The 22,224-nt window shown below is 66.7% G+C and carries 37 protein-coding genes and 1 pseudogene; 15 read left to right on the forward strand and 23 right to left on the reverse strand.

Translation table 11 applies throughout. From position 1 onward, the window contains the following. Position 1 precedes the first annotated feature (1 nt). The 14 genes from H1D24_RS38235 to H1D24_RS38300 all read left to right on the forward strand — a co-directional run bounded on the left by H1D24_RS38235 (position 2) and on the right by H1D24_RS38300 (position 10,558). A complete protein-coding gene (locus H1D24_RS38235; protein WP_181662353.1) occupies positions 2-1,159 on the forward strand; it encodes a hypothetical protein in 1,158 nt (385 codons plus the stop codon). Between the two features lie 297 nt (positions 1,160-1,456). Next, on the forward strand, positions 1,457-1,987 hold the full coding sequence (locus H1D24_RS38240) for a hypothetical protein (protein WP_181662354.1): 531 nt from the start codon (positions 1,457-1,459) through the stop codon (positions 1,985-1,987). Positions 1,988-2,029: 42 nt separating this feature from the next. Continuing rightward, on the forward strand, positions 2,030-3,004 hold the full coding sequence (locus H1D24_RS38245) for a N4-gp56 family major capsid protein (protein WP_258564659.1): 975 nt from the start codon (positions 2,030-2,032) through the stop codon (positions 3,002-3,004). Further along, complete coding sequence (locus H1D24_RS38250) at positions 3,004-3,330, forward strand: hypothetical protein (protein ID WP_181662356.1); 327 nt, start codon at positions 3,004-3,006, stop codon at positions 3,328-3,330. Before H1D24_RS38245 ends, H1D24_RS38250 begins: the two co-directional genes overlap by 1 nt. Before the next feature lies 1 nt (position 3,331). Beyond that, positions 3,332-4,945 carry a right-handed parallel beta-helix repeat-containing protein gene (locus H1D24_RS38255; RefSeq protein ID WP_181662357.1) on the forward strand — a complete coding sequence of 538 codons (1,614 nt, stop codon included), beginning with the start codon at positions 3,332-3,334 and terminating at the stop codon, positions 4,943-4,945. A gap of 16 nt (positions 4,946-4,961) precedes the next feature. Further along, entirely contained in the window at positions 4,962-5,234 is a 273-nt protein-coding gene (locus H1D24_RS38260; RefSeq protein ID WP_181662358.1) for a hypothetical protein, read from the forward strand. Continuing rightward, a complete protein-coding gene (locus H1D24_RS38265) occupies positions 5,234-5,374 on the forward strand; it encodes a hypothetical protein (RefSeq protein WP_181662359.1) in 141 nt (46 codons plus the stop codon). The genes H1D24_RS38260 and H1D24_RS38265 overlap by 1 nt, the downstream gene beginning before the upstream one ends. Then, positions 5,374-5,667 (forward strand): hypothetical protein, encoded by a 294-nt coding sequence (locus tag H1D24_RS38270; protein WP_181662360.1) that lies wholly within the window; start codon positions 5,374-5,376, stop codon positions 5,665-5,667. The genes H1D24_RS38265 and H1D24_RS38270 overlap by 1 nt, the downstream gene beginning before the upstream one ends. A gap of 1 nt (position 5,668) precedes the next feature. Further along, the gene (locus tag H1D24_RS38275; RefSeq protein WP_181662361.1) at positions 5,669-6,577 is read left to right on the forward strand and encodes a phage adaptor protein; all 909 of its coding nucleotides are present in this window, start codon (positions 5,669-5,671) and stop codon (positions 6,575-6,577) included. After that, entirely contained in the window at positions 6,577-7,815 is a 1,239-nt protein-coding gene (locus H1D24_RS38280; protein WP_181662362.1) for an H-type lectin domain-containing protein, read from the forward strand. The genes H1D24_RS38275 and H1D24_RS38280 overlap by 1 nt, the downstream gene beginning before the upstream one ends. A gap of 9 nt (positions 7,816-7,824) precedes the next feature. After that, positions 7,825-9,738 carry a hypothetical protein gene (locus tag H1D24_RS38285; RefSeq protein WP_181662363.1) on the forward strand — a complete coding sequence of 638 codons (1,914 nt, stop codon included), beginning with the start codon at positions 7,825-7,827 and terminating at the stop codon, positions 9,736-9,738. An 8-nt stretch (positions 9,739-9,746) separates the two neighbouring features. Continuing rightward, complete coding sequence (locus H1D24_RS38290; RefSeq protein ID WP_181662364.1) at positions 9,747-10,061, forward strand: hypothetical protein; 315 nt, start codon at positions 9,747-9,749, stop codon at positions 10,059-10,061. Between the two features lie 56 nt (positions 10,062-10,117). After that, complete coding sequence (locus H1D24_RS38295; protein ID WP_181662365.1) at positions 10,118-10,294, forward strand: peptidoglycan-binding domain-containing protein; 177 nt, start codon at positions 10,118-10,120, stop codon at positions 10,292-10,294. Beyond that, positions 10,295-10,558 (forward strand): hypothetical protein, encoded by a 264-nt coding sequence (locus H1D24_RS38300; RefSeq protein WP_181662366.1) that lies wholly within the window; start codon positions 10,295-10,297, stop codon positions 10,556-10,558. 232 nt (positions 10,559-10,790) lie between these two features. Here H1D24_RS38300 and H1D24_RS38305 read toward each other — a convergent pair whose 3' ends face one another. The 14 genes and pseudogenes from H1D24_RS38305 to H1D24_RS38370 form a co-directional block, all read right to left on the reverse strand. Then, entirely contained in the window at positions 10,791-10,982 is a 192-nt protein-coding gene (locus tag H1D24_RS38305) for a hypothetical protein (RefSeq protein WP_181662367.1), read from the reverse strand. After that, a complete protein-coding gene (locus tag H1D24_RS38310) occupies positions 10,975-11,175 on the reverse strand; it encodes a hypothetical protein (protein WP_181662368.1) in 201 nt (66 codons plus the stop codon). Before H1D24_RS38310 ends, H1D24_RS38305 begins: the two co-directional genes overlap by 8 nt. Further along, the gene (locus tag H1D24_RS38315) at positions 11,165-11,413 is read right to left on the reverse strand and encodes a hypothetical protein (protein WP_181662369.1); all 249 of its coding nucleotides are present in this window, start codon (positions 11,411-11,413) and stop codon (positions 11,165-11,167) included. The genes H1D24_RS38310 and H1D24_RS38315 overlap by 11 nt, the downstream gene beginning before the upstream one ends. Then, positions 11,410-11,793, reverse strand: a complete 384-nt coding sequence (locus H1D24_RS38320) for a hypothetical protein (protein ID WP_181662370.1) — start codon at positions 11,791-11,793, stop codon at positions 11,410-11,412. The genes H1D24_RS38315 and H1D24_RS38320 overlap by 4 nt, the downstream gene beginning before the upstream one ends. Next, the gene (locus H1D24_RS38325; protein WP_181662371.1) at positions 11,793-12,023 is read right to left on the reverse strand and encodes a hypothetical protein; all 231 of its coding nucleotides are present in this window, start codon (positions 12,021-12,023) and stop codon (positions 11,793-11,795) included. The genes H1D24_RS38320 and H1D24_RS38325 overlap by 1 nt, the downstream gene beginning before the upstream one ends. Beyond that, entirely contained in the window at positions 12,016-12,594 is a 579-nt protein-coding gene (locus tag H1D24_RS38330; protein ID WP_181662372.1) for a hypothetical protein, read from the reverse strand. Before H1D24_RS38330 ends, H1D24_RS38325 begins: the two co-directional genes overlap by 8 nt. Continuing rightward, the gene (locus tag H1D24_RS38335; protein ID WP_258564661.1) at positions 12,569-13,255 is read right to left on the reverse strand and encodes a toprim domain-containing protein; all 687 of its coding nucleotides are present in this window, start codon (positions 13,253-13,255) and stop codon (positions 12,569-12,571) included. The genes H1D24_RS38330 and H1D24_RS38335 overlap by 26 nt, the downstream gene beginning before the upstream one ends. A gap of 40 nt (positions 13,256-13,295) precedes the next feature. Continuing rightward, a pseudogene (locus H1D24_RS44315) lies at positions 13,296-13,517 on the reverse strand (CHC2 zinc finger domain-containing protein); the annotation flags it as partial. Beyond that, positions 13,457-13,864, reverse strand: coding sequence for a hypothetical protein (locus H1D24_RS38345; RefSeq protein WP_181662375.1), 408 nt, complete (start codon positions 13,862-13,864; stop codon positions 13,457-13,459). The gene H1D24_RS38345 and the pseudogene H1D24_RS44315, both read right to left, overlap by 61 nt. Next, positions 13,861-14,160 carry a hypothetical protein gene (locus H1D24_RS38350; protein WP_181662376.1) on the reverse strand — a complete coding sequence of 100 codons (300 nt, stop codon included), beginning with the start codon at positions 14,158-14,160 and terminating at the stop codon, positions 13,861-13,863. Before H1D24_RS38350 ends, H1D24_RS38345 begins: the two co-directional genes overlap by 4 nt. Before the next feature lie 193 nt (positions 14,161-14,353). Further along, complete coding sequence (locus tag H1D24_RS38355; RefSeq protein ID WP_181662377.1) at positions 14,354-14,638, reverse strand: hypothetical protein; 285 nt, start codon at positions 14,636-14,638, stop codon at positions 14,354-14,356. After that, the gene (locus H1D24_RS38360) at positions 14,631-14,999 is read right to left on the reverse strand and encodes an SLOG family protein (protein WP_181662378.1); all 369 of its coding nucleotides are present in this window, start codon (positions 14,997-14,999) and stop codon (positions 14,631-14,633) included. Before H1D24_RS38360 ends, H1D24_RS38355 begins: the two co-directional genes overlap by 8 nt. Then, positions 14,984-15,145, reverse strand: coding sequence for a hypothetical protein (locus H1D24_RS38365; protein ID WP_181662379.1), 162 nt, complete (start codon positions 15,143-15,145; stop codon positions 14,984-14,986). Before H1D24_RS38365 ends, H1D24_RS38360 begins: the two co-directional genes overlap by 16 nt. Beyond that, positions 15,145-15,846 carry a P-loop NTPase family protein gene (locus H1D24_RS38370; protein WP_374064607.1) on the reverse strand — a complete coding sequence of 234 codons (702 nt, stop codon included), beginning with the start codon at positions 15,844-15,846 and terminating at the stop codon, positions 15,145-15,147. The genes H1D24_RS38365 and H1D24_RS38370 overlap by 1 nt, the downstream gene beginning before the upstream one ends. Positions 15,847-15,883: 37 nt before the next feature. On the opposite strand from H1D24_RS38370, the gene H1D24_RS38375 reads away from it, so the two are divergent. Next, complete coding sequence (locus H1D24_RS38375; RefSeq protein WP_181662389.1) at positions 15,884-16,117, forward strand: hypothetical protein; 234 nt, start codon at positions 15,884-15,886, stop codon at positions 16,115-16,117. 201 nt (positions 16,118-16,318) lie between these two features. Here H1D24_RS38375 and H1D24_RS38380 read toward each other — a convergent pair whose 3' ends face one another. The 9 genes from H1D24_RS38380 to H1D24_RS38420 form a co-directional block, all read right to left on the reverse strand. Further along, positions 16,319-16,975 (reverse strand): hypothetical protein, encoded by a 657-nt coding sequence (locus H1D24_RS38380; protein ID WP_181662381.1) that lies wholly within the window; start codon positions 16,973-16,975, stop codon positions 16,319-16,321. Then, on the reverse strand, positions 16,972-17,133 hold the full coding sequence (locus tag H1D24_RS43265) for a hypothetical protein (RefSeq protein ID WP_181662382.1): 162 nt from the start codon (positions 17,131-17,133) through the stop codon (positions 16,972-16,974). The genes H1D24_RS38380 and H1D24_RS43265 overlap by 4 nt, the downstream gene beginning before the upstream one ends. 241 nt (positions 17,134-17,374) lie before the next feature. Next, the gene (locus H1D24_RS38390; protein ID WP_181662383.1) at positions 17,375-18,034 is read right to left on the reverse strand and encodes a DNA cytosine methyltransferase; all 660 of its coding nucleotides are present in this window, start codon (positions 18,032-18,034) and stop codon (positions 17,375-17,377) included. An 81-nt stretch (positions 18,035-18,115) separates the two neighbouring features. Beyond that, positions 18,116-18,313, reverse strand: a complete 198-nt coding sequence (locus H1D24_RS38395) for a hypothetical protein (protein WP_181662384.1) — start codon at positions 18,311-18,313, stop codon at positions 18,116-18,118. Then, complete coding sequence (locus H1D24_RS38400; protein WP_181662385.1) at positions 18,313-18,537, reverse strand: hypothetical protein; 225 nt, start codon at positions 18,535-18,537, stop codon at positions 18,313-18,315. Before H1D24_RS38400 ends, H1D24_RS38395 begins: the two co-directional genes overlap by 1 nt. An 8-nt stretch (positions 18,538-18,545) precedes the next feature. Further along, entirely contained in the window at positions 18,546-19,418 is an 873-nt protein-coding gene (locus H1D24_RS38405; RefSeq protein WP_181662386.1) for a RecB family exonuclease, read from the reverse strand. After that, positions 19,396-20,139 (reverse strand): WhiB family transcriptional regulator, encoded by a 744-nt coding sequence (locus H1D24_RS43270; RefSeq protein ID WP_309484604.1) that lies wholly within the window; start codon positions 20,137-20,139, stop codon positions 19,396-19,398. The genes H1D24_RS38405 and H1D24_RS43270 overlap by 23 nt, the downstream gene beginning before the upstream one ends. 359 nt (positions 20,140-20,498) lie before the next feature. Then, positions 20,499-20,678 (reverse strand): hypothetical protein, encoded by a 180-nt coding sequence (locus H1D24_RS38415; protein WP_181662387.1) that lies wholly within the window; start codon positions 20,676-20,678, stop codon positions 20,499-20,501. 64 nt (positions 20,679-20,742) lie between these two features. Further along, complete coding sequence (locus tag H1D24_RS38420; protein WP_181662388.1) at positions 20,743-22,173, reverse strand: recombinase family protein; 1,431 nt, start codon at positions 22,171-22,173, stop codon at positions 20,743-20,745. Positions 22,174-22,224: the final 51 nt, after the last annotated feature.

Consider the following 22,224-nt stretch of genomic DNA (forward strand, 5'->3'; position numbering starts at 1 on the left):
TATGACGACGCCTGTCGAGCAGACAGTTCCCGACGAGTTCCAGGATGAGCTGGACCTGCCCGCCCCGGGGCAGGTCGACCAAGCTGCCCTCACCAAGGCGAAGTCAGACCTTGCCAAGCAGCAGAGCAGCCTCAGGACGCAGAATGCCGCCATTGCGTCATACAAGAAGAAGATGAAGGCGGCGGGCAAGGACCGGACGAAGGTCAAGTGGTACGAAGCGCAGATTGCCAGGCTTGAGAAGGGGCGCGCAGCCACCCAGACCAAGCTGGACGCCGCCCAGAACAAGGTCTACGAGACCGGCGGCGAGTACGACAAGCTACTCAGCGGTGAGAACCGGGACGCCTTCCTGGCGCTCAAATCCCTGTTCGGCCAGTACGGCCTGGGGAGCCTCGCGGGCAAGATCTACGACTACGTGAAGCAGGGGTACGGGGCCGACACCATCGGCCTGCTTCTGCAGGACACCAAGGAGTACAAGACCCGCTTCGCAGGCAACGAGGCCCGCGCGAAGGCGGGCCTGGCGGTGCTCAATCCGGCCGACTACCTGGCCACGGAGGCCGCATACCGGCAGGTGCTCAGCTCTGCTGGGCTGCCGAAGGGCTTCTACGACAACCCCGCGGACTTCACGCGGTGGATAGCTGACGACGTCAGCCCGACCGAGATCAAGGGTCGTGTCGACATGGCCGTGGCCGCTACCGGCCAGGCCAACCCGCAGTACAAGCAAGCCCTGTGGCAGATGTACGGCATCAACGAGAGCGACCTGACGGCGTACTTCCTGGACCGCAAGCGCGCTGAGCCGATCTTGAAGAAGCAGGCAGCTGCCGGGGCAATCGGCGCCGCTGCCATCCGCCGGGGCTTCGGCGCCAACGTCCTGGACCTGGAGAGCTACGCCACGCTCGGGATCACGGCCGACCAGGCCGAACAGGCCTACGCGCAGATCTCTGAGGGCTTTGAGTCCATGTTGGGCATCGCGGGCCGCTACGGCACCACGTGGACCCAACGCGAGGCGGAGCAAGAGCTATTCACGCCTGGCGCCACCACTGGCGGCAAGGAATCCGCCTCAGAGAAGGGCAAGCGCCTGAAGTCCCAGGAGCGGGCCCAGTTCGCAGGCTCCCGCGGTTCCTCCATCCAGGGCCTGAACGCGGGCTATTCTCAGACGTAGCACGCCTAACCGGCATCCTGGAGCCAGGGCGTGCGCCGCCCCGACTAGGCCGGAGTCACGCCCGGCTGGTGATGGAGGGGCGTTGCCGCACAGCGGCGGATTGCCTCAGCCCCCGGACCTCTCCCCGGGGGCTTTGTGCTGCCCCGGAAAGGGAAGGTGATAGCACTTTTCTGCTAGCTGGGTTTACAGTCGTGCACCGACGGACCGACCGGCCCCGTCCTCGGATAAGGCCGGTAGCGGAGCGCGAAGCCTTCCCCCGGAGGCGTAGCAGGCCGCGTAGACGAACGGGAGTGCGCAGTGAGTGAGTACAGCTTCGGCTACGACGAGACCGGCGCAATGCCGGACCTGGGCGAGACAGAGAGCCAGCAGGGGCCCAAGTGGTTCCGCGAAGGACTGGCCAAGCTCTCGGGACAGGTACAGGAGCTGAAGGCGGAGAACGACCGCCTGAAGGCAGCTCAGAAGCGTGGCCAGGTCGAAGACGCACTCAAGGCGAAGGGTTACGCACCGCAGGCCGCCGGCCTGTTCAGCGGCGACCCGAACCAGCTGGACGAATGGCTGACCGCCAACGGCGGCGCCCTGGCCAAGCTCTCCCCCGAGGGCGAGCAGCCGGGCGAGCAGGCCCCCCAGGGTCCGCCGACTTCCACCGTTCCGGCTGACGGTCAGGAGCAGATGCAGCGCATGCAGGAGCAGGGCACGCAGGGCGTAGCCGCCCCGCAGGGCACGGAAGCCGAACTGGCAGCGGCCCTCAGGGCCGCACAGACGCCCGAACAGTTCGCCCAGCTGATGCAGTCGCACGGCAACCCCTACGACTGGGGAATGCCTTCCTGACCTCTCCCGTCCCTACGGCACCCCAGGAGGGGGTGAGAGGCCATGGCCAACGCCTACACCGACACTTCAGCCATGTCCAACGCGGTACAGACCGCGTACGACAAGACCTTTGAGTTCGCACTGCGCTCTCAGCCGATGTTCCGCGCCGTCGCCGACAAGCGGCCCGTCGATGCGACCGCCCCCGGCGGGTCCATCGTCCTTGAGCGGTACCAGGATCTGGCGACCGCCACCACGGCGCTGACCGAGACCACCGACCCGGACTCGGTTGCCGTCGGCAACCCGACCACGGTCACGATCACACTCAACGAGTACGGCAACCCGGTGCTGCGCACCCGGAAGCTGTTCCTGTACTCGCTGACCGACGTGGACCCGGCGATTGCCAACATTGTGGCGTTCAACGCCGCGGACTCGGTGGACACGATCGTGCAGACCGTGCTGCGTTCGGGCACCAACGTCATCCAGCGCAAGGCCGGTACGGTCTCCTACGTCACCAACGGCACCGCAACCACTCCGGTCGGTACCACGATGGCGGCCACGGACAGCTTCAACAGCGCCATTGCGCGCCTGGCTACGGCCAAGCTGCGGGCCAACAAGGCCGTGCCCCGCAAGGGCTCGCTGTACTGGTGTGCCATCCACCCGGAGGTCTCCCACGACCTGCGCGCCGAGACCGGCGCGGCTGCCTGGCGTGACCCGCACAACTACTCGGCCGCCGGGAACATCTGGGCCGGTGAGATCGGCGCCTACGAGGGCGCGTTCTACATCGAGTCGCCCCGGTGCTACAACGCCGTGGACGCCGGTACCGGTGACAACACGGTCCGCCGGTTCCGCACGTACTACGCGGGCCAGCAGGCCCTGGCGGAGGCCGTGGCCGACGAGTTCCACATCGTCGCCGGTCCCATCGTCGACAAGCTGGCTCGCTTCCGGCCTCTCGGCTGGTACGGGGTGGCCGGCTGGGCCCGATACCGCGAAGAGGCGCTGATCCGCGCCGAGACGACCTCCACCATCAACGCCAGCTGATGGCTACCTGGACGTTCCGGCCCCCCACGGTTGATGAGGGGCCGGCGTCCTGGGAAAACCCGCTGTTCTACCGGGTCAAGCTGGCTCGGGGGATTTCGATCCTCGAAGGGCCGCCTGGCACGTACAGGACGGCCCGCTTTCCTACCCAGGACGAGATCGCAGCGTCGGCCCCCGCCATGTACATGGGCGGCCACGAGTACGAGGTGGACGACACCACCAAGGCCGCGCTGCTCGCGGCCGGCATCGGCGTAACAGAGTCCAACTTCGCTGTCCCCGAGAACGGGTACGGCGGGGGCGGCTACGGCTTCGGCGCTTACGGAGAATGACATGGTCACCAAGCCGACACGAGGCCAGCACGGCTGGGACACGGCGCTCAACGCGGCCCTGGATGACCTGCAGTCTCAGATCACCACCAACCTGAGCGCCGAGGTCTTCAACGTCCTCACCTACGGCGCGGTAGGCAATGGCGCCAGTGATGACACCGCGGCGATTCAGGCCGCACTCAATGCGGCCACGAATGCCGGCGGCGGCACAGTCTTCCTGTCGGCCGGGCGCACCTACTGCGTGACCGACTACCTGGTGCCCAAAGACAACACGGTCGTATGGGCCTACGGCGCTACCGTCAAGGCGATCGGCAACAAGGGCATTCTTCGGAACTTCGGTTCAGCGGAGTCCTTCACCGTCTACAACGGCCCCAGCAACATCACGATTGCTGGGGGCACCTGGGACGGCAACGCCTCGGATGGCGTTACCGGCACGGTCACCAACACGGTGAACGTCTTCACGTTCGGCCACGCCCGCAACATCACGGTGCGGGACGCAAAGGTCACCAACGTGTCATCGGCCCACGCCATGGACGTGAACGCCTGCGACACTGTACGAATCCTCAACTGCCGCTTCGAGGGGTTCCGCGACAACACTGGCGACGCCAGCCGGCCCTGGTCCGAGGCGATCCAGATCGACTGGGCCATCACGGACTCCGGCATCGTGGGGGCGAACGACAACACGCCCTGCAAGAACATCCTGGTCCAGGGCTGCTCATTCGGCGCGGGCACCCGCCTGCCGGCCTTCGGCCGCGCCGTGGGCTCTCACACCAGCGTCAATGGCGCCTGGGCCGACGGTATCCAGGTGCTGGGCAACCGCATCGAGGGCACCGCCCAGGAGGGCGTCCGGGCCTACGCCTGGAAGAACGCCGTCATCGCGGACAACGTCATCTCCGGTACGGGCCTTACGGGCATCATGATCACCGGCCCCGATCCTGCGGTGGCCGGGTACAACATGCCCTGCCAGTACGTGACCGTTCAGGGCAACGTCGTCGCCGGCCCGGCGAGCGCTTCCGCGAACGCCATTCGCGTCTCCGGCTTCAGTGCCGCTCAGCCCACCGGCGTCCACATCGCCGACAACACCGTGACCGGTGGCACCGCCACCGGGATCTTCGTCTCGCAGGCATCCAACCCGACCGTAGCCAGCAACCAGGCAATCAGCCCCGGCACCTCCGGCATCTACGTCATCAGCTGCGTGGCCCCCCTCGTCACCGGGAACAAGACGGTCTCCGCGGGCGGGACCGCAATCGGCGTGGATACCTGCACCGGAGGGCACGCCAGCGGCAACTTCGTCCAGGGTGGGAGCAGCCACGGGATTCTCATCGCGGGTGGCAGCGACATATCCGCCACGGGGAACCGGGTGTGGGGCGTGACCAGTAGCGGAATCCGCGCCACGTCGACCTCGCTACGCCCCCGCATCACGGCCAACACCGTCCTGCGCAACGGCGTGAGCGCCTTGGGCATCGAGGTCACCGCATCCGCCACGGGCGGCATGGTCATCGGTAACGACCTGTCGGGGAGCAGCTGGCCGGGCGGAACTGCGCTCTCTCTGCCTGGCACCCCGGCCACCGACTGGGCGGGCGGCACAACCAACCCCGGCAACAACCTCGTCAGCTAGTCCACAGGAGACAGAAATGGCAGCACGGAAGACGACCCTGCCGGCGGCGGCCTCGAAGAGGGCGCCGGCCAAGAAGACGACCCTGCCCGCTCCCGCCAAGAAGAAGGCGTTGCCGGTGACGCCCGGCAAGAAGGCCACGCTTCCGGCGCCCGTCAAGAAGGGCGCTGCACCCAAGGCGCCCGGCTCCCCGGGCACCAGGGGCGGGGCGGCCGGTGCGCCGCCCTGGGCCAAGAACGTGGCCAGTAAGGCTGTAGCGGCCAAGAAGGCTTCCCGTAGGAGGGGTGCGTGATGGCGCACGACAGCAAGTGCCCGAAGGGCGACGGCGGCAACAAGACGCTGACCAACCAGGACGAGAAGCCGATCCTGGACCGCACCACGCAGGGCCTTCAGACGCGCTCTGAGGGCATGCAGGAGCGGGGGAGGCACTGATGTGCCGGAGTGGTTGCCCGACGCAGGACCACGCCTCCTGGGGCGCCTGTGCGCGTGCCGCGAACCTCAAGGTTGCGTACTGCGGGATCGGTGGCGGGGACGCCACCGCCCAGAAGCGGTGGGACTCCGAGCTGGAGCTGTATCGCCAGGCGCGCAAGCAGGGCGTCCAGCCCGATGGAACCAAGCTCAACCAGATCACGGCCGCCCTGAAGGCCTCGGACGCGGCAGGGGCCGCGTACGGCAAGGACTTCAACAAGGCGACTCCGATGCCTGCGGGAGCGGAGGCAGTCTGACATGCCGACCTTCGATCAGCTCGTTAAGCGCGTGCGCCAGCAGCTGCTGGGCTTCACGATGAGCCAGGAGTCCGTCAGCGAGCTGTCGGGGGCCATGACCGCTTCGGCAACCACCTTCACATGTGACACGGGCACCGTGACGAATCTGTCCCGGGGTCTGGTGGAGATCGACGATGAGCTGATCTTGGTCAAGGCGTACGACGTCCAGTCGGGCGTCGTCTCTGTCATGGGTCTGACCAACGGCCGCGGCTACGAGGGCACCACGGCCGCCAGCCACGCCACGAACGCCCTGGTGACCTCCAACCCCGCCTTCCCCCGGGCGCGGATCAAAGAGGCCATTAACGACGCCATCACGGCCCTGTACCCGCATCTGGTCGTCTTCGCGACGACTGAGATCACCTACAACTCGGCACAGGCCGAATACGAGCTTCCGAGCGACTGCAAGGACATCTGGTACGTCACGGCCCGCACTGTCGGGCCGTCCAAGGTCGCCCAGCCCATGCCCAACTGGCGTTACAACCCCCGGGCCAGGACCGCGGACTTCGCCTCGGGCAAGTCCATTCAGCTCTTCGACGCGGTCACTCCGGGCCAGGCCGTACGCATCGTCTACGCCAAGGCTCCGGCGACTCTGGGCGCCAACGCCGACGACTTCGCTACCGTCACCGGCTTCGCCGACCGCATCTCGGACCTGGTGGTCTGGGCCGCCTGCAAGCGGCTTGCCCCGGCGCTGGAGTCCGCACGGCTGCAGCAGCAGTCCGTGGAAGCCACGGAGCGAGCCCCGCTCGTAGCCCAGACTTCCGCAACCAAGGTGGTCAGCATGTACGCCTCGCTGTATGCGGAGCGTCTGGAGGAGGAGCGAGCGCTGATGTTCGCAGAGCTGCCCAACTACGCCACGTTCCAGGGGTCCTGATGCCCAACGCCTTCTTCTACTCCAACACGGCCATACAGACGACTCTGTCAGGGTCGATCTCGGCCGGCGCCACGTCCATGACCGTGGGCGCCACCACTGGCTTCCCGGGCTCTTTCCCGTACATCCTGGCCGTGGACTACGGCGCGGCGACGGAGGAGCTGGTGAAGGTCACCGCCGCGGCGGGAACCGCTCTCACCGTGGAGCGGGGCTTCGGCTCCACCAGCGCCCAGAGCCACAGCCTGGGTGCCGTCGTACGCCACGTGGTCAACTCGGTGGACCTCACCGACTTCCGCACGCACGAGGCTGCCACCGCGGACGTGCACGGGGTTACCGGCGCCCTGGTGGGCGCCACCTCCACGCAGACGCTCACCAACAAGACCTTGACGAACCCGACGGTCAACGGCGGGGCCCTGTCGGGCACCTTCACGGGCTCGCCAACCCTCTCGGGGAACCTGACCCTCTCGGGCAACCCCACCTTCAGCGGTGCCCCGCTCTTCACGGGCGGGCCGACTTTCAGTACGTCTGCGCCGCTGTTCCTGAAGACGGTGGGTACCGACGTCGCGCTACGGACCACGGTGAGCGGAGACAGCAACAACCGCCTGGCCATCCGGGCGGACGGCCAGCTCTTGTGGTCCTCCGGGTCTGGCACTGCGGACACCAACCTGTACCGCGATGCCGCCAACGAGCTGAAGACCGACGACGCCCTGGCGATCGTTGGCGAGCTGAAGCCTGCCAACCTGGTGCGAGGTACCAGGGCCGCAGCCTCGGACAGCCAGTACGAGTCGCGCGTGTCGGGCGACGCAAACGCCCGCTGGTTCGCCAGAGCGGATGGACAGATGTGGTGGGGTCCGGGCAGCGCGATCCAGGACACCAACCTGTACCGTTCGGCGGCTGACACCCTCAAGACGGACGACAACTTCATCGCGAACGGCAACCTGACCGTGGGCGGGGCTGCGGCCATCACGGGCAAGGTCAGCGCCGCCAACCTTCGCACAGGTCAGGCCACCACTCCCGCCCCTGGCGGCACTCCAGGCCAGACGAGCGTGGCCGTCACGTTCTCCTCGGCGATGCCGTCCGTGCCGAACGTAATCGTTACGGCAAGCAGCGCTTCGGCCGACCTGAACAACTCCAATATCCGCTGGGCAGTCCAGAGCGAAACGACCACCGGATTCCAGATCAACTGCTGGCGCGACACGAATTCGACCACCACTTTCAACTGGTTCGCCGTCATCGAGTAGGGGGCAGGCATGGCCGACATCGTCAGCCGAATACCGTTCCCCCTCTCAGGGCGAACGGCCACTGCCGCGTCCTCCTTCGCTCTGGATGGCGTGCAGTACCACTTCGCCCTGGGCGGCATGCCGTGGCTCTCCGCCATCAACGACGAGCGGAAGATGACCCGGGCCGGGGCCCCGATCAAGAAGGACCAGTCAGACCAGCAGCTGATCCCTGGGGAACAGTCGCTGGCCTCCTGGTGGCTGCGCTCGCAGAGCACCTTCATCGGCGGGCAGGGCCTGCTGTACCAGGACCCCTCCAATGACAACCAGTTCGCCATCCGCTACGCCGAAGGCGTGGGCGTGAACCCGTGGGTGAACGGCAGGCTCACGCTGCTGCGGGAGACCTCCCTGCGCATCGCCGACGGCACCGCCAACGTCCACCACGTCGTGGGCTGGAACGACGGCACCGACCGCTACTGGTCGGCCGTCAACAACGTGCTGAAGAGCGACACAGGCTCCGCCATCACCACGATTACGTGGGGCGGGGCCAACGTGATCAGGAGCCTGACGAGCGACGGCACGAACTACTTCGCCGCGGACAACGTCAACGTCTACAAGGGCGCCGGCAACGGCGCAGGCGCTGCGTTCGTGACCACGGGCACGACCGCTGTCGTATGCCGCTGGGTGAAGGGCCGCCTGATGCTGGCCCTGGACAACAAGGTCTATGAGTGCGACAACACCCCGGCGAAGAACCTGCGCTTCACGCACCTGAATGCGAACTTCACCTTCACGGACTTCGCTGAAGGCACCAACGCCATCTACGCCTCCGGCTACGCCGGCTCCGAGGGCGCGATCTACAAGTTCGGCCTGGACACGACAGGCGCCGTACCGGTGCTCTCCTCGGGCGGCGTCCTCGCGGCACAGCTGCCGCGCGGTGAGATCGTGCACGCCATGACGACGTACCTGGGTACGTTCGTGGGCCTGGGCACCAACAGGGGCTTCAGGGTCGGGCAGATCGACGATAACGGCGACATCCAGTACGGGCCCCTGCTCATCGAGAACGCCTCGGGCGTCAAGGCCGTGGCGGCCTATGACCGGTTCTTCTTCGTCGCGGCAACGAACGCCATCGAGGCCAAGAGCGGGCTGTACCGGGTGGACCTGGGCCAGCCGCTGCAGTCCGGGGACGTCTCCCCCTCTGTGCGCTTCGCGTACGCCACGGACCTGCAGTCCAAGCAGGCCGGCGAGGTCACGGGCGTGACCAACTTCGGGAACAGCGACCGCATGGTCCTGGCCGTGGTCGGCCAGGGCTCCTACCTGGAGAGCGCCACGACGCTGGAAGCGTCCGGCTACCTCAAGACGGGCCGGGTCCGGTACAACACCATCGAGCCGAAGATCTTCAAGTTCGTCACGGTCAAGACCCCGAGCCCCCTATGGGGCTCTGTGGGCGTCTCCGTCATCGACCCGGGCGGGGCGGACACCTCCATCCTCACGGTGTCCCAGGGCGGCACCGCGACCATAGAGAACGTCGTCATGGCCGCACCCTCCGCGGCGACCGAATGGGTTCAGCTGAAGCTGTCCCTGGCCCGCTCCACCACGGACACCACCAAGGGCGGAGAGGTCAACGCCTGGCAGCTGAAAGCCATGCCAGGGGCCGTACGGCAGCGAATCTTCACGATCCCGCTGCTGTGCTTCGACAAGGAGCAGACCCGCTCTGGTCAGACCGTGGGCTTCGAAGGCCGCACGCTCGCCAGGCTCGAAGCGTTCGAGCAGGTCTTTGCCCGGGGCGATGCGGTCATGTTCCAAGACCTGAAGAACGACACGAGCTGGCTCGTCGTCATCGACGACTACCGCTTTGAGCAGGGCGCCCAGCCGGGCTCCAACAAGTCCAACTACGGCGGCGTGCTCTGGGTGGAGCTGCGCACCATCGCCGACGTGATCACCGCATAAGGACAGACGTGGAATACGAACTCATCCAGCACGACAAGGACGACCTGTACGACCCGGCGCCCTTCATCTCCTACGCACGCCGGCAGGCGTCGGACAAGGCGGAGCGAGACCCGGACGTCGGGGACTCCGTCCACCTGTGGCACGAAGGCCAGAGCCGCTGCCATGCGGCGTTGGTGGTGGATGTGCAGGAGCCTTTGGGTCAGCCCGTGACTGTCGCCGTTCAGTGCTTCGCGGCCGACGGCTCGCAGGAGTTCATCCCCGTCGTGCACCACGCCGAGAAGAAGCGCGGCGGCACCTGGCACTGGCCCTGTGGCGGCCACTGATGTGGCCTCCGACCCGCGTCATCATCTCCCCTGCCAATGAGGGCGAGAGGGACGCCGTGAGGACCGCTCAGCGGGCGCTGAGCGTGGATGAGACCGGCGTCATGGACGACGCCACGAAGAGCGCTCTGAGAGGCGTACAGAAGCTCTTCAACCTCCCCGTGACGGGAGTGCTCGACAAACCAACGGCCCAGGCACTGGACCGCCTGCGGCCCCCGTCCCTAAGGGAGGACTGAATGAACAACAAGATCTTGCAGCTGGGCATCTTCGTCACGTCGGTGGCGGGGTACGTGGTGCTGTCGATATTCAGCAAGGCAACCGCGGAGTTCGTCACGCTGATCGGCCCCGTCCTCGGGGCCGCCTTCCTGATGACGCACCTGGGTAAGCAGGACCAGGTGCTGGGCCAGATCCAGGAGCAGACCAACGGTGTACTGGACAAGCGGATAGAAGATGGTGTGCTGAAGGCGTTGGCGAAGCGTGAAGACACAGACACTCTGTGACACGACTGTCACAGGGGACGGGTAGTCTCTGGAGTGGTAGCAGTGCTCCGCGCAACCCTCTTCGCGCGGGCACAAAAAAAGGGCCCCCTCCCGAAGGAGGGGGCTTCCTTTTTCCTGGTGGACCACGTTTCCGAGGCCTTACGGCCTGGCGCTGCGCACCAGGAGCATTGGGGGTGCGCCCCGGGGAGAGGTCCGGGTGATGAGTCCGGGTCCGGGGCGCTTGCCTATCGTCTCACGCCGGCGTGACGTCTTCGGCGATCACGGTGATATTGCGCCGGTAGCGGCGTATGACGGTCTCCGTGCAGCGGCAGACCTCGACTTCTTCGTCCGCTTTGGCCGCGTGCCTCTCGGCCGCATCGTTGGCCGTCTCCTCGTTCGGGAACTGCCCCACGCCGGGGACGTAGAAGAACTCCTTGTCAGCCATTGGCCGCCTTCCTGTCTGGCGTCTGCCAGCGCTTGCGCTGATTGTCGGCATCCCGCCGGACAGCTCGTCTGACAGCGTCAGACACGTTGGCTCCGCCCGCCATGAGCACGGCCAAATCGCGGGCCATGCCAACATCGACGCGCACCACGATGCGCTTACCGGGCTTAGGGCTCTCGGGAGCGTCATCCGCCATTGTCAGACACCTCCGGGTCGATCAGGTCAGCGGCGGCATTGCAGTCGCTCATGTGGTCGTCGGTCAGGTCCCGCAACTCCTCCGAGTTGCGGATCTTCTCCGCCAGCTCGTGGGCATGCTCCGTCAAGAGCTGGTCCAGGAAGTAGCTGACTTGGTCCGGTGGCCACTTGGCGCCCTCGTAGAGGGCGTTCCCGATCCGAGTCCGCCAGGACGGCGGGGGAACGTCTCCGAGCTTCATTCCCCCTCCCCCGGCGGGATCAGTTCCCACTCGCCCTGACGGTCCGCGGGGATCTCCGGCGCCGGAGGCACGACCCCTGCGGTGGTCGCCCAGCCGTTGGTCACGTTGGTTGCGCCAGACGCCTTGAGGGCCATGCCCTCCTCTTCCGTGACCTGGACCATGCGCGGGTGCGCCTCCTGGGCCATGCCCAGAGCTATGCCAGGGATGCGCTGTGGGAGGGGCGGGGGACCCGCCTGGGCGTCGTAGAAGCCCACGATGCGCCGCAGCATGTCCACCAGCTCATCGCCCTCTAGAGAGGCGCTGACGAGCCAGGAGACGGTCATGGCGCCATCGTCGTAGACGAACCTGGCGGCCTTGGTGGTCGGCTTCAGCTTCAGCATCAGGCGCTCTCCTCGTAGAACTCCGGGGTGCCGTCTTCCTTGCGGGACGCCCTCCATTCGTCTCCGATTTCGAGAGACCACGTCTGCCCCCATCCGCTGCAGTGCCCACAGACGTCGGTCGGGGTCTCCTCGTAGGCAAGCTCAACGATTGCTTCGGGGTCCGTCTCGTCCGTCTCCACCACGACCGTGGCATAGGCGTAGCCGTTCAGTGGCACGCGGTACTTAGCCATTTCTGGCCTCCTGTCGGAAGGGGGTGGTGGCGGTGATCCCGAGAACCGGGAAGCCGTGGTGGCGTATGACAAGGGCGCCATCCACGGCCCAGACCGTGGCGTCCCCGGGGACCAGCACCTGGTACGGGTGGCCTCCGGCCGAGTAGTCCACGGCCAGCGGCGGACGCCGCTCGGGCTGGGGCGGCTTGGGGCAGTAGTGGTCACCCTCGTGGCAGAGGTACTTCGTACCGTCGACCACGTGATACTGCGCCGTGTCCTCCCCGTCCTCGGGCAGCTCCTCTTCCTCCTCGGGTGTCAGGGGCGGCTCTGCGGGAGGCAGGGCGAAGCTCTTGCACCGACAGTTCGTGCAGCCGCCCTCCATGAAGGTGCGGTGCTCGCCCTGAACGTGCCCGCAGCCGCACGGGATGTAATACGACTTGGGCATCAGGCAGCGGTCGCACGGGTCGTTGTCGGGGTGCTGGCACTCAGGCCCTGGGTTCGGCTTCTCGCAGTAGCAGCACGGGTCGTGCTCGGGGCAGTGCTCGCCATCCCTGCCGGGGTGGCAGTCACTCGATGAGTCTTCGGAGGCCACCGGCCCCCTCCTTCACGTAGATCGAATTGCAGTCCTCGCCCGCAGGCATGCGGATGGGACGGGCCCGGGTCTCCCGGGCCAGGAAGTTGGAGAACTTGCCTCCGGCCTTGTCGCCGTCGCCGAAGGCGTAGATGACCTCGAAGTCCTCAAGGCAGCGCGAGAAGTGCTTCTGCCAGGTGTCGACGCCGGGCACGCCCACGGCCGGCAGACCGGCCAGGACGGACAGCGTGTCCCGGTCTATCTCGCCCTCGGTCACGCAGATGAAGGGCGAGTCCTTCTTGAGGTCCAGGACGCCGTACAGGTTGCCTCCGGCGCCCTCGCTGGACAGGTACTTCGGGTGCCCCTCGTGCTGCTCGGCCAGGCCGACGGTATGTAGGTACTGGCCCTGCTCGTTCTTCACGCATCGTTCGTCGATGCACCTGAAGCGGAGGTTCACCACGCCGGCCGGGGTCTGGTACGTCAGGACCATCCGGCCGCGGTATTGCTCATGACCGGCCAGCGGTCTCCGAACGACGCCCTGGCGGCACATAGCGGCGGCCTCCGGACTGAACCCCCGACTCGCCAGATACGCCAGGGCGTTGGTATCGGCCGCCAGATCGGCTTGGTACGTCGAAGCCGCCAGCTCGAAGAATCTCCTCTGCTCTGCGCTGAGCGTCTGCACGGTCGCAGCCCTCCATTGCTTGTATCAGCTTCAGTGCGCCTCCTCCGAAGCCGCATGCGAAGCAGTGGGCTACGCCCTTCTCGGTGTTGACGGACATGGACGCACGGCGCTCGCCGTGCACGGGGCAGCAGACCAGCTCATTGCCCCAGCGCCCCTCGTTCAGGTCGACGCCGTAATGGGCGAGGACGGGCGAGATGGGGATCAGCTGTAGCCCTGGGCCTTCAGCAGGTCGACCGCGAGTCGGAGATCCATACGCACCCATTGCCAGTCCTCCAGGTCCCCGCCGAAGCGCATCCCGTCGCTACCCAGGAGGTTCCAGGGGACGTGCACTTCCCAGCGCTCTACCGGCTTGTAGTCCACGCGGACGACCAGAAGGTACATGCCGACTCCGGCGTGCCCGGCCTCCTTGACGGTCTGTGCCTTCCAGGCAGAGACCTTGTTGGAGCGGTCGCCCTTGACCTCGATGCAGACGCCCTCGATGCCGGTGACGTCGCCCTGGTCCTCCTTGCCCTTCAGGGCGCGGCGTTCGGCCTTGTAGAAGCCCTCGGAGAGCAGGTAGCGGACGACCTTGGTCTCTGTGTCGGTGCCTCTGGCCTTGCTCTTGCTCACAGGACCCCCATCTGGGCTGCCACGTCGCGCTGCAGAATGGCGCGCAAGATGGCCCTGTTGCGCTCCGTGGAGCCCGTAAACTGCCGCTCGCAGACGGCGATCCAGACGCCGAACCCGAACGCCACGAAGTTATCCACGTGGTACACGTGTCGAACGAACGGCTCAATCACCGCGTCCGTCATGGCGGTGGTGAACTCGATCTTCGGCAGCTCGGCCACCTCGAAAGTGCGGCGGTCGACGGTTAGCCACTGGCCATCCTTGGGGCCGCCCACGCACAGGGCGGTGTAGGTGCTCATGCGCACCACGTCAGGTGGAACAGGGCCCGTTTCAGGGCCGTGGGCTGCGTCATCTCGGGATACCCGACGACCGGGGTCGATACCGGTCTGTCGGAACAGCGGTGCTCCCAGGTCCAGTAACGACCCTGCTTGTAGACCCGGGCCCTGGCGAACCTGCGGGGCAGGTCGTGGGGCAAGCCCGTATGGTTGTCGCTCATGAGCCCCCCTCGCCCACGTAGCGGGCGTACACACAGGTCTCGCCGTCGACCTTGCGGGAGACGGCCTCGAAGGCTCCTGCGGGCCGATATGCGGCCAGCCTGGCCGCATATCGAATGGAATAGGCCATACTGCGAGCCGTCTCGGAGCTCGCGAAGGTGAGGACCTTCGCCCACTCGCCAGGCCGCTCCTTGAGCTGAGCGGCGATCTCGGCATGCCTGCCCCTGCCGCCCCCGGGGTAGCTGTGAACCCGCGGTGGCTCTTCCCACCTGATCTCATCCATGGCCGTACTCCCTGACCTCTATGCCGGCCTCACGGGCCAGGCGCATCGTCATCTGCGTGCCCGAGCCTTCGGGCAAGGGAAAGGCCAGGACCAAATCGGCCCCGGCCTCGATCATCCGTTCATTGCGTTCAGGCCCCGCGGCTCTGCCGCGGGTGGACCAGGCCGCGGGGAACTTCTCCTCGGTGCAACCGAGTCCGCGACCGGCGATCCGGTGCCACAGTTCGGCGTAGAAGTCCGCTCCGGTGGAGCAGGCGCCGTGCACGAGCTGGAAGGGCCCGTGCTCCTGGTAGACGCCCCAGAGGGCGTCATAGACGGCGGCCTCGTCCTTCAAGGCCCTGGAACCGGTCACGATGACGCGCACGACAACACCACCTCTGCTTCATCCAGGGCCCTGCACAGGCGGCAGTGCCGCTGCCATACCTCGATCACCACGGGCTCTCCGTCCGGGCATTCGACGATGCGGACGGGCCACCACATGGACCACCAGTGCCGGGTAAGCCAGTTCATCACCAGCCCTCCTCTCGTTCTGCGTATTCGTGCTGGTCTTGGCCCCAGCCCCCGTACGCGGGGGCGTGGGGCCGCTCGATGTAGTCCCCGACCAGCGACGTTGCGGCGTCCAGATGCATCGGGAAGTGATTGCTGGCGTCGGCGTCCGCCTTGGCGTGCCGGTTCTTCACGCACGCCACATGCAGGTCGCCCGTGTTGGTCGTGCCGCACGTAACGATCAGCTCGGGAATCGCGGCCACCTTGCCGTGGATGTCCGAGCGCCTGGGACAGGGCCTCTTGGTGCGCTCGCTGTCAGAGGCATGGTGTACGAGCAGCAGGTGTGTGCCCGTCTCACGGGCGATGACCTTCGCCTGGCGCATGAGGTCCCGGAGGGACCCCCATTCATCCCCGGTGTCGTGACCGACGTCCGAGGCGATGTCGATGACCGTCTGGTCTGGGTACCGGCCTTCGGCCTCGTGGTAGGCGTACAGGCCGTGCCAGATGTCATCCAGGCTCGGGTCCGGGCGGAAATCCCAGCGAAGGAAGTCGTACTGCGCGAGCAGTCGCGCGCACTTCTCCGGTTCCGTCCTCAGCCACTCCTCCGTGACCGCGGTGGGCGTGTTCGTTGCCTTGGCCAGAAGCCTGGAGCTGACCGTGTCTTGATCGCTGTCCGTCGAGAACGCGAGCGTCGAGACGCCCATGTTCACAACGGCGTTGAGCATGATCCGGGTCTTATGGGAGCCGGGTACCCCGGCTAGCATGCTGACGCTGGACCGGCGGAACTTGATTCCCTGGCTGACCCAGGACGCAAAAGCGGGCGGCAGTGGCTCTTTGCCACTGGCCGCCCGCGTCACAGAACGCGAAAGCGTGAGCATCTACATCGTGATCCTGTCGAGCCAGAGGAACAGCATGATTCCGAAGAAGACCAGGACGGCGCTCGCTGAAAAGGCGGGCGGCATGCGCAGCCCGTGCTTGCTGTCCGGCGAGCGGTAGCGCTCAGCCGGGGAAGGCCCTGAGATGGCCTTCAGAAGCTCCGCTGCGCGCTGCTCCTGCTCCTTGGTCATGGGCGGACGGAAGCGGCCCGTAGGGTCCGCCTCGCGTGTCGTGTATTTCCTTGATCGTGATGCCATGTCCCTCTCCCCTCCCTGGAACGCCCAGTGTGACGCCCAGGGAGATGGAGGGGCAATGCACCAATTACGCAGGCACGGGCTGGAACTGGTCGAAGGCGCCCGCGTACCGCGGGTCCACGTACCAGGACTTGTCCGCCTTGTTGAAGGAGAACTGCCCGCCCTCGGACGGGCGACCCTTCCTCATCTGGTACTGAGCCGTGATGCCGTCGAACACGCCCTTCTGCTTGAAGGGCACGTTCAGGCGGTACCAGCCGGACTGCGCGTACTCCGGCGGGGTCTGCGCCTGGGCCGGCGGAGCCGGAGGCGTCGGGGCCCCGGCGTTCTGCCAGGCCGCGGGGGCCTGGCCCGGGACGCCCGGCATGGCTGGCGGAACCGGCGCCGGGGTCGGGTACCCCGCGGCGACCTGCTGAGCGGCCCCGGGGGCCGGGGAAGCGCCCACAGGCGTGGCGCCCAGGCCGTTGCCCAGAGCCGCACCGGCCTTGAAGGCGGCCCAGGCGCGGCCTATGGCCGCACCGACCTCAGCGTTCTCCAGCTCCTCGGACGCTGCCGTGATCTCGGCCGCGGTGTTGGCGCGGACCACGAGCATCGGGCCGCGGCCGTCGATGGAGATCGTGTAGCGGTGGTTGTGCGGGTTCTGGGGGAACTCGGGGTAGGTGGCGTCCGTCTCCGGCCCGGTCCAGTCCTGCTCGTCGGTGGTCTGCTCGGGCATGGTGTCCGTCATGCTGCCTCTTTCTCGGTCGAACGGAGTGCGTGGATCTGGTGAAGCAGGTGGTCATAGGCCACGTACGCCTGCTGAGGCATGGCGCCGTTGCCGATCTTGTGGAGCTGCTGAGCGCGGGTCAGGCCCGGCACGTCCGTGACATGACCGGGGATGCCCATCAGCCACTCAGCAAAAGAGGCCGTCAGTCGACGGCCCCCACGTGGTCCCAGCTCCGTCGGGGCCGGAGCCGGTACGCCTATCAGGCGTTCCCATCTCCGGATGGCGGGCAGGTACTCGCCCCACCATTCGGTAGGCGAGTAACGGCTGTCCGGAGGTTCATGCCCCCCTTTCGGCTCGGGCTCGTCCCCGGGCCCCCCGTCCCGTCCGCCGCTGTCGGCGTGGGGAAGAAGGAAGGAGACCTCATCGTCGAGGGTTGGGCCATGCCCCCCCCCGCGACGCTTGTCCGGGTGCTGCGCTGAGCCGTTGCGGCCCAGTTGCGCCGTGGGCGTCTTCAGCAGCAAGACCACCTCGTTCAGCGGCCTGGAGTTGACCCCGTGCAGGTTCGAGGCGCCCGACCGCCAGGGATTGGCGGTCGGCGTGGGGAACACCGATGCCGAACCATCGGAGCCGGATATGGGCGGCTCCCACGTCGGAAGCTCGAAGAGTCGTCCACCAGAGGTCATACCCGACGCTGGCCAGGTCTTCAGCGACGACGTTGAGGCCCCGCGACCTGATCGCCCCGACGTTCTCCAGGAACGCGTACTCAGGTCGAATATCGCGTATGGCCCGGCAGACGTCCTTCCAGACCTTGGACCGACTTCCATTGATGCCCTCTCTTCCGCCGGCGTTGCTGATGTCCTGACAGCTGAAGCCGGCCACGACCTTGTCGACCAGGCCGTACAGCTGCGTGAAGTCGTACGTCTCGATGTCGCCGAGATTCGGCGCCTCGGGGTAGTGGTGCGCGAGCAAAAGAGAGGCCGCTTCGTCGTTGTCCGCGACGTAAGCGACCTTGTCACCAGTCAGGGCCTCAACGGCCATGTCCAGCCCCCCATAGCCCGTGCAGAGGCTAAGGATCGGCATCGTCCTCCTCGGGCACCTCGAAGCGGATGCAGCCCGGGTAATGGCCGCACGCGTCGCAGCAGGTGCCGCAGTCACAGTTGGTCACTCGTCCTCGTCGTCCCGGTGCATGTCGTGCGTGTGGCACCAGCCCGGGTCTCGCCGCGGGTCGTCCAGCGGGACGTACTCCTCGTCCTTCTCGGACGAGAGCAGCGCCATGGAGACAAGAGAAAGGCGCCCGGCCATGTAGCCGAGCGCCATGGATGCCAGGGCCAGAGGCCCCAGCAATGCGGTGGGGTCCATCAGTTCTCCTGGCGCAGCTTGTACACCCACGTGACGGCCACAAGGACCGCCATGGCCCCCACGGGCACGGCCCAGCCCCAGGTGCCCTCACGGGCGTACTGGACGCCGTGGACGGCGGCACCCAGTGCCGAGACCGGCACGGAGATGCGAAGGGTGCGATCGGACCACAGCAGAAGGAAGCCGACCGCCATCAGGGCGAAGCCGACGATGAACAGGAAATGCATGCCTCTCCTCAGTAAGAGGGGGTGTTGGATGGATGGCCCGGACTCGCCGGGTCGTACTGCGGGGCCAGAGGTCCGCCAATGACCGCGCAGGCGGCCTTCACGTCGCACAGGAAGCAGTCCGAGAGGTCCGCGGGCCACTGGCCCGACTTCAGGTAGCCCTGGACGTCCTCCCACGCCTTGCCGAAGATCTCGCCCACGAACTCGGGCGTGTACTCGGTCAGGTCGAAGGGCTTACCGACCGTGCCCTTGCGGTTCATGAAGGGCACGCCCATGTCCACGTCCAAGCCGTACTTGACCTTGAGCAGGGCGGAGTACGTGCCGAACTGGTCCGCGTTCTTGGGCGGCTTCTTGCCGCTCTTGAGGTCGACGATCCAGTGCTTCTTGAAGACCGGGTCCCAGAAGACCCGGTCCAGGTACGCCTTGATCTCCACCGGGCAGCCAGGCAGGCGTCCGGAGACGTCCAGCTCGATGGCGGGTTCGCCGTCGGGTGTGGTCCAGATCTCCCAGGGGGAGCGCTCGCGCCAGTCGATGTATGACCGGACGAAGCCCAGGCCCATGGTCCGCCAGACCTCGATGGGCTCAGCGCTGGACTTGGCCCAGATGTTCTCGTTGGGCTCGCGCTCGCGAGCCTCGAAAAGCTGGAAGTCGAAGCAGGTGTCCCAGGCGGCCTTGACGTTCAGCTTTTCGCCGCCAGCCATGACGTTGAGGTCGTAGACCTCCGTCACCTGGTGCACGGCGGAGCCTCCAGCAAGCCACAGGGCGGGCCGCTTGGGAGCTTTGGCGAGGTACTTAAGGAAGTAGCTCTTCGCGCAGCGCGTGAGCGTCTCTCTGGCGCTGTGGGAGATGTGCACGGGCGCCCTAGGCTGCGGAGTCTCCGGCATGGTCGGGCCTCCTCTCGTAGGTCAGGATCACGACCGCTTGCGGCTGGTACAGCCGCACGTCCTCAGCCCGGAACCACTTGTTGACGTTGCCGCGGCCGGAGTACGTGGTGATGAAGAACCAGGCCCCGTCATCGGTCTGGCCCCGGTACCAGCCGTCAGAGATCCGCCCGTTGTGGCGGACCCAGGCATGAGCCCGGCCGGGCTGGTCCGGGAAGCCCGGCTGCCTGTCGTCCAACTCGGGCAGGGGCAGGTCCACGACCTTGGCCGCGGCCTGCTTCTGCAGGGCCTCGTGGTGAGCCCGCCACTCGCTCTCCAGCTCTTCGCCGAGATTGAGAGTGATGCCCGTCTGGCGGGTGATGTCCTTCCAGAGCATCCCGCCATCGCGGCACTCGGCCAGGATCTGGCCCCAGGCCAAGCGCTTCTCAGCCGGCCAGCGCATGGCCTGCTTCGGCAGCTTCCTGCGCAGAAGGAAGCGATCCCACTGGTCCAGCCCGCCCCAGACGCCGAACTCCTCGCCCAAGGTGTCCCGCCTGCACTCCTGCAGCACGGGGCACTTCTGGCAGACCTCCTTGGCCTCGGCCCATATGGCAAGAACCGTCTTCGCGGGGCGCTTGCTGACCTGCTGCGGACCTCCCGCGAAGAAGATCTCCGGGTCTGCCCACCGGCAGCTGCCGCGGTCCTGCCAACGCCGCTCGGGGTCGTACAGCGGCTCTATCTCCACAGGGTCCCGATCAGGACGCCCAGGCCCATGCCAAGGGAGAACGCCAACGCTCGCCATCTCATCCGCTCCTCCCGTCATCCGCAGACGCAGGGGTAGACCCGGCCGCATCCAGGGCAGACAGGCACGATGGACATATCGCTTCTCTTCTCTTGCTCTGGTGCGCCAGCTCCAGTTCACGGCGCAACCGCTCGTTCTCTTGCACCAGGCGGCTGCCGTCCCGGCTCCGGCCCGCCTCCAGGCCACGCTTGTACGCGGCTTCGATGTGGGGCATGAGGTCGCTGAGGGCGCTTGCCTTCAGGAAGGAGTCGCCCCCCACCCAGAAGTCCACGATCGACCGGAGATCGGCCTTCCAGTCCGGCTCACTCATCCCAGACCGCCCCGTAAGCGGCCTGGTGGATGGCGGCGATCCTGCGGGCCCCCTCGGGGCCGGCGATGACCTCGCCCCGCTCGATCTGGCCCAAGATCCGCTCCTCCTCCGTCGGGGGACGGACTCCCGCCTCCGCCGGATGGCGTCCGATACTGACGTCTTTGCTGGTCATGGCCCCCTCCGGGCATGCAAAGAGCCCCCGGGGAGTTCCCGAGGGCTCTTGGTGTGTTCTGGGCTCAGGCCCAGATGGGTTCAATCAAGTCCGGGTTGAACTTGGGTCCCGCTCCCTTCCCGGCTGGATGGATGATCACAGCCTGGATGCTCTGCAGGATGCGTGCACGCTGACGCTCGATGGTGGGCAGAGCATCGAAGGCGTCCCGGCTGGCTGTGGAAATGACCTCAGCTGTACGCCGGGCTGCTCTGGCCCGGCGCTGCTCGGCCAGAAGCCGGTCACGCTTGGTCTCCAGGTCAGGCATGAGCTGGATGAGCGTAGAGACACTGATCTTCTTGTCGTTCTTGGCCTGGATCAGTTCTCTGATCTCGCCCTGGACTTCGGCTAGTTCCGCCTCGCCTTCCCAGGTGGGGGCCTTGGTGGTGACCTTGGACTTCACCCGCTCCTCGTCCGCCAGGACGAGGCTGATGATCAGCTCGTCGATCGGCTCGGCCTTGCGGCTGATGCCGCCGCAGCCGCCCTTCTCTTGATGGCAGCAGTAGGCGGGGACGCGGTTGCCCTTGCGGTCCTTGCGGTACTGGCCCCGCATGGGCCCGGTGCACTTGCCGCACCGGGCGATGCCCGAGAGCAGGTAAGGGGTCACGTTCGGGTTGCGGGGGGGCGTGCGCCCCTCCAGTTCCGCCGTGACCTCCTCCAGCCTCTCAGGTGTGCAGATGGCCTCCCAGGAGCCCTTGATGAGGCTGCCGTGCTCCTCTCGGAGCACCTCCCCGCGGTAGACCTTGATCCCGGCGAGAGCCGGATTGGTCAGTACGCGCGTAACAGTGGAGTGTTGCAGGCCCCCGTCCTTCCCGAAGCGCTTGCCGCTTCGGGACCTGGGGATCACGTCCCGGGCCAGCCAGTCATCCCGGATCTCGTGGATTCGGTCGCCGGCCATGATGCGCTCGTGGGCCTTGAGGATTTCCTTCTTGGCCTCCGGGTCGGCGGTCTCCCCGTCCGGCATCCAGCCGTACGGGACACGGCCGCCGTGGACGAGCTTGACCTCAGTGACGGCAAGTTCCTCCTGCTTGCGCTTGACGCGCCGCGCCGTGTCGGCGCTGGCCTTGTTGGCGAAGGCGACCAAGACGCGGGCCATGGTGCGCCCGTCGGAGGTCATGAGGTTGATGTCGCCCTGAAGGCTGGCGAAGATCAGCCCGGGGTGCCGGTCGTAGATCTCGATGGTGCGCTCCAGCTCCCGCGGTTGGCGGGTGAAGCGGTCCAGGTCATAGACGACAATGCCCTTGATGATCCCGGCATCGAGATCCTTCAGCATCTGCTCAAAGTCGGGGCGCACGACAGTGGGCTTGTAGGCCGACAGGTCGTTGTCCTCGTACTGGACTGGGTCCCAGCGGCGGAGCCGGGCGAGGTTCAGGCAGTCTTCTCGCTGCCGCTTCACGCCCTTGGCGTCCCCCACCATGTCCTCAGAGATCCGGTAGTAGGTCCCGACAGGAACAGGCACGTCAACCCCCTCATCCACGTGGGATGAGAGAGTATCACCGATCTGCTTGGA

Source organism: Streptomyces himalayensis subsp. himalayensis, assembly GCF_013778455.1.
GTDB lineage: Bacteria > Actinomycetota > Actinomycetes > Streptomycetales > Streptomycetaceae > Streptomyces > Streptomyces himalayensis.

What these genes read in the sequence shown, in the direction of transcription:
- H1D24_RS38370 (WP_374064607.1), bottom strand. Translation starts at nt 15,846, where the DNA reads ATGCTCAACGCCGTTGTGAACATGGGCGTCTCGACGCTCGCGTTCTCG.
- H1D24_RS38405 (WP_181662386.1), bottom strand. Translation starts at nt 19,418, where the DNA reads ATGCCGGAGACTCCGCAGCCTAGGGCGCCCGTGCACATCTCCCACAGC.
- H1D24_RS38300 (WP_181662366.1), top strand. Translation starts at nt 10,295, where the DNA reads ATGAACAACAAGATCTTGCAGCTGGGCATCTTCGTCACGTCGGTGGCG.
- H1D24_RS38415 (WP_181662387.1), bottom strand. Translation starts at nt 20,678, where the DNA reads ATGACCAGCAAAGACGTCAGTATCGGACGCCATCCGGCGGAGGCGGGA.
- H1D24_RS38245 (WP_258564659.1), top strand. Translation starts at nt 2,030, where the DNA reads ATGGCCAACGCCTACACCGACACTTCAGCCATGTCCAACGCGGTACAG.
- H1D24_RS38305 (WP_181662367.1), bottom strand. Translation starts at nt 10,982, where the DNA reads ATGGCTGACAAGGAGTTCTTCTACGTCCCCGGCGTGGGGCAGTTCCCG.
- H1D24_RS38260 (WP_181662358.1), top strand. Translation starts at nt 4,962, where the DNA reads ATGGCAGCACGGAAGACGACCCTGCCGGCGGCGGCCTCGAAGAGGGCG.
- H1D24_RS38285 (WP_181662363.1), top strand. Translation starts at nt 7,825, where the DNA reads ATGGCCGACATCGTCAGCCGAATACCGTTCCCCCTCTCAGGGCGAACG.
- H1D24_RS38235 (WP_181662353.1), top strand. Translation starts at nt 2, where the DNA reads ATGACGACGCCTGTCGAGCAGACAGTTCCCGACGAGTTCCAGGATGAG.
- H1D24_RS38320 (WP_181662370.1), bottom strand. Translation starts at nt 11,793, where the DNA reads ATGCTGAAGCTGAAGCCGACCACCAAGGCCGCCAGGTTCGTCTACGAC.
- H1D24_RS38270 (WP_181662360.1), top strand. Translation starts at nt 5,374, where the DNA reads ATGTGCCGGAGTGGTTGCCCGACGCAGGACCACGCCTCCTGGGGCGCC.
- H1D24_RS38310 (WP_181662368.1), bottom strand. Translation starts at nt 11,175, where the DNA reads ATGGCGGATGACGCTCCCGAGAGCCCTAAGCCCGGTAAGCGCATCGTG.
- H1D24_RS38275 (WP_181662361.1), top strand. Translation starts at nt 5,669, where the DNA reads ATGCCGACCTTCGATCAGCTCGTTAAGCGCGTGCGCCAGCAGCTGCTG.
- H1D24_RS43265 (WP_181662382.1), bottom strand. Translation starts at nt 17,133, where the DNA reads ATGGGCATCCCCGGTCATGTCACGGACGTGCCGGGCCTGACCCGCGCT.
- H1D24_RS38395 (WP_181662384.1), bottom strand. Translation starts at nt 18,313, where the DNA reads ATGGACCCCACCGCATTGCTGGGGCCTCTGGCCCTGGCATCCATGGCG.
- H1D24_RS38315 (WP_181662369.1), bottom strand. Translation starts at nt 11,413, where the DNA reads ATGAAGCTCGGAGACGTTCCCCCGCCGTCCTGGCGGACTCGGATCGGG.
- H1D24_RS38325 (WP_181662371.1), bottom strand. Translation starts at nt 12,023, where the DNA reads ATGGCTAAGTACCGCGTGCCACTGAACGGCTACGCCTATGCCACGGTC.
- H1D24_RS38390 (WP_181662383.1), bottom strand. Translation starts at nt 18,034, where the DNA reads ATGCCGATCCTTAGCCTCTGCACGGGCTATGGGGGGCTGGACATGGCC.
- H1D24_RS38365 (WP_181662379.1), bottom strand. Translation starts at nt 15,145, where the DNA reads ATGAACTGGCTTACCCGGCACTGGTGGTCCATGTGGTGGCCCGTCCGC.
- H1D24_RS38255 (WP_181662357.1), top strand. Translation starts at nt 3,332, where the DNA reads ATGGTCACCAAGCCGACACGAGGCCAGCACGGCTGGGACACGGCGCTC.
- H1D24_RS38375 (WP_181662389.1), top strand. Translation starts at nt 15,884, where the DNA reads ATGCTGACGCTGGACCGGCGGAACTTGATTCCCTGGCTGACCCAGGAC.
- H1D24_RS38380 (WP_181662381.1), bottom strand. Translation starts at nt 16,975, where the DNA reads ATGACGGACACCATGCCCGAGCAGACCACCGACGAGCAGGACTGGACC.
- H1D24_RS38355 (WP_181662377.1), bottom strand. Translation starts at nt 14,638, where the DNA reads ATGGATGAGATCAGGTGGGAAGAGCCACCGCGGGTTCACAGCTACCCC.
- H1D24_RS38280 (WP_181662362.1), top strand. Translation starts at nt 6,577, where the DNA reads ATGCCCAACGCCTTCTTCTACTCCAACACGGCCATACAGACGACTCTG.
- H1D24_RS38400 (WP_181662385.1), bottom strand. Translation starts at nt 18,537, where the DNA reads ATGCATTTCCTGTTCATCGTCGGCTTCGCCCTGATGGCGGTCGGCTTC.
- H1D24_RS38350 (WP_181662376.1), bottom strand. Translation starts at nt 14,160, where the DNA reads ATGAGCACCTACACCGCCCTGTGCGTGGGCGGCCCCAAGGATGGCCAG.
- H1D24_RS38250 (WP_181662356.1), top strand. Translation starts at nt 3,004, where the DNA reads ATGGCTACCTGGACGTTCCGGCCCCCCACGGTTGATGAGGGGCCGGCG.
- H1D24_RS38265 (WP_181662359.1), top strand. Translation starts at nt 5,234, where the DNA reads ATGGCGCACGACAGCAAGTGCCCGAAGGGCGACGGCGGCAACAAGACG.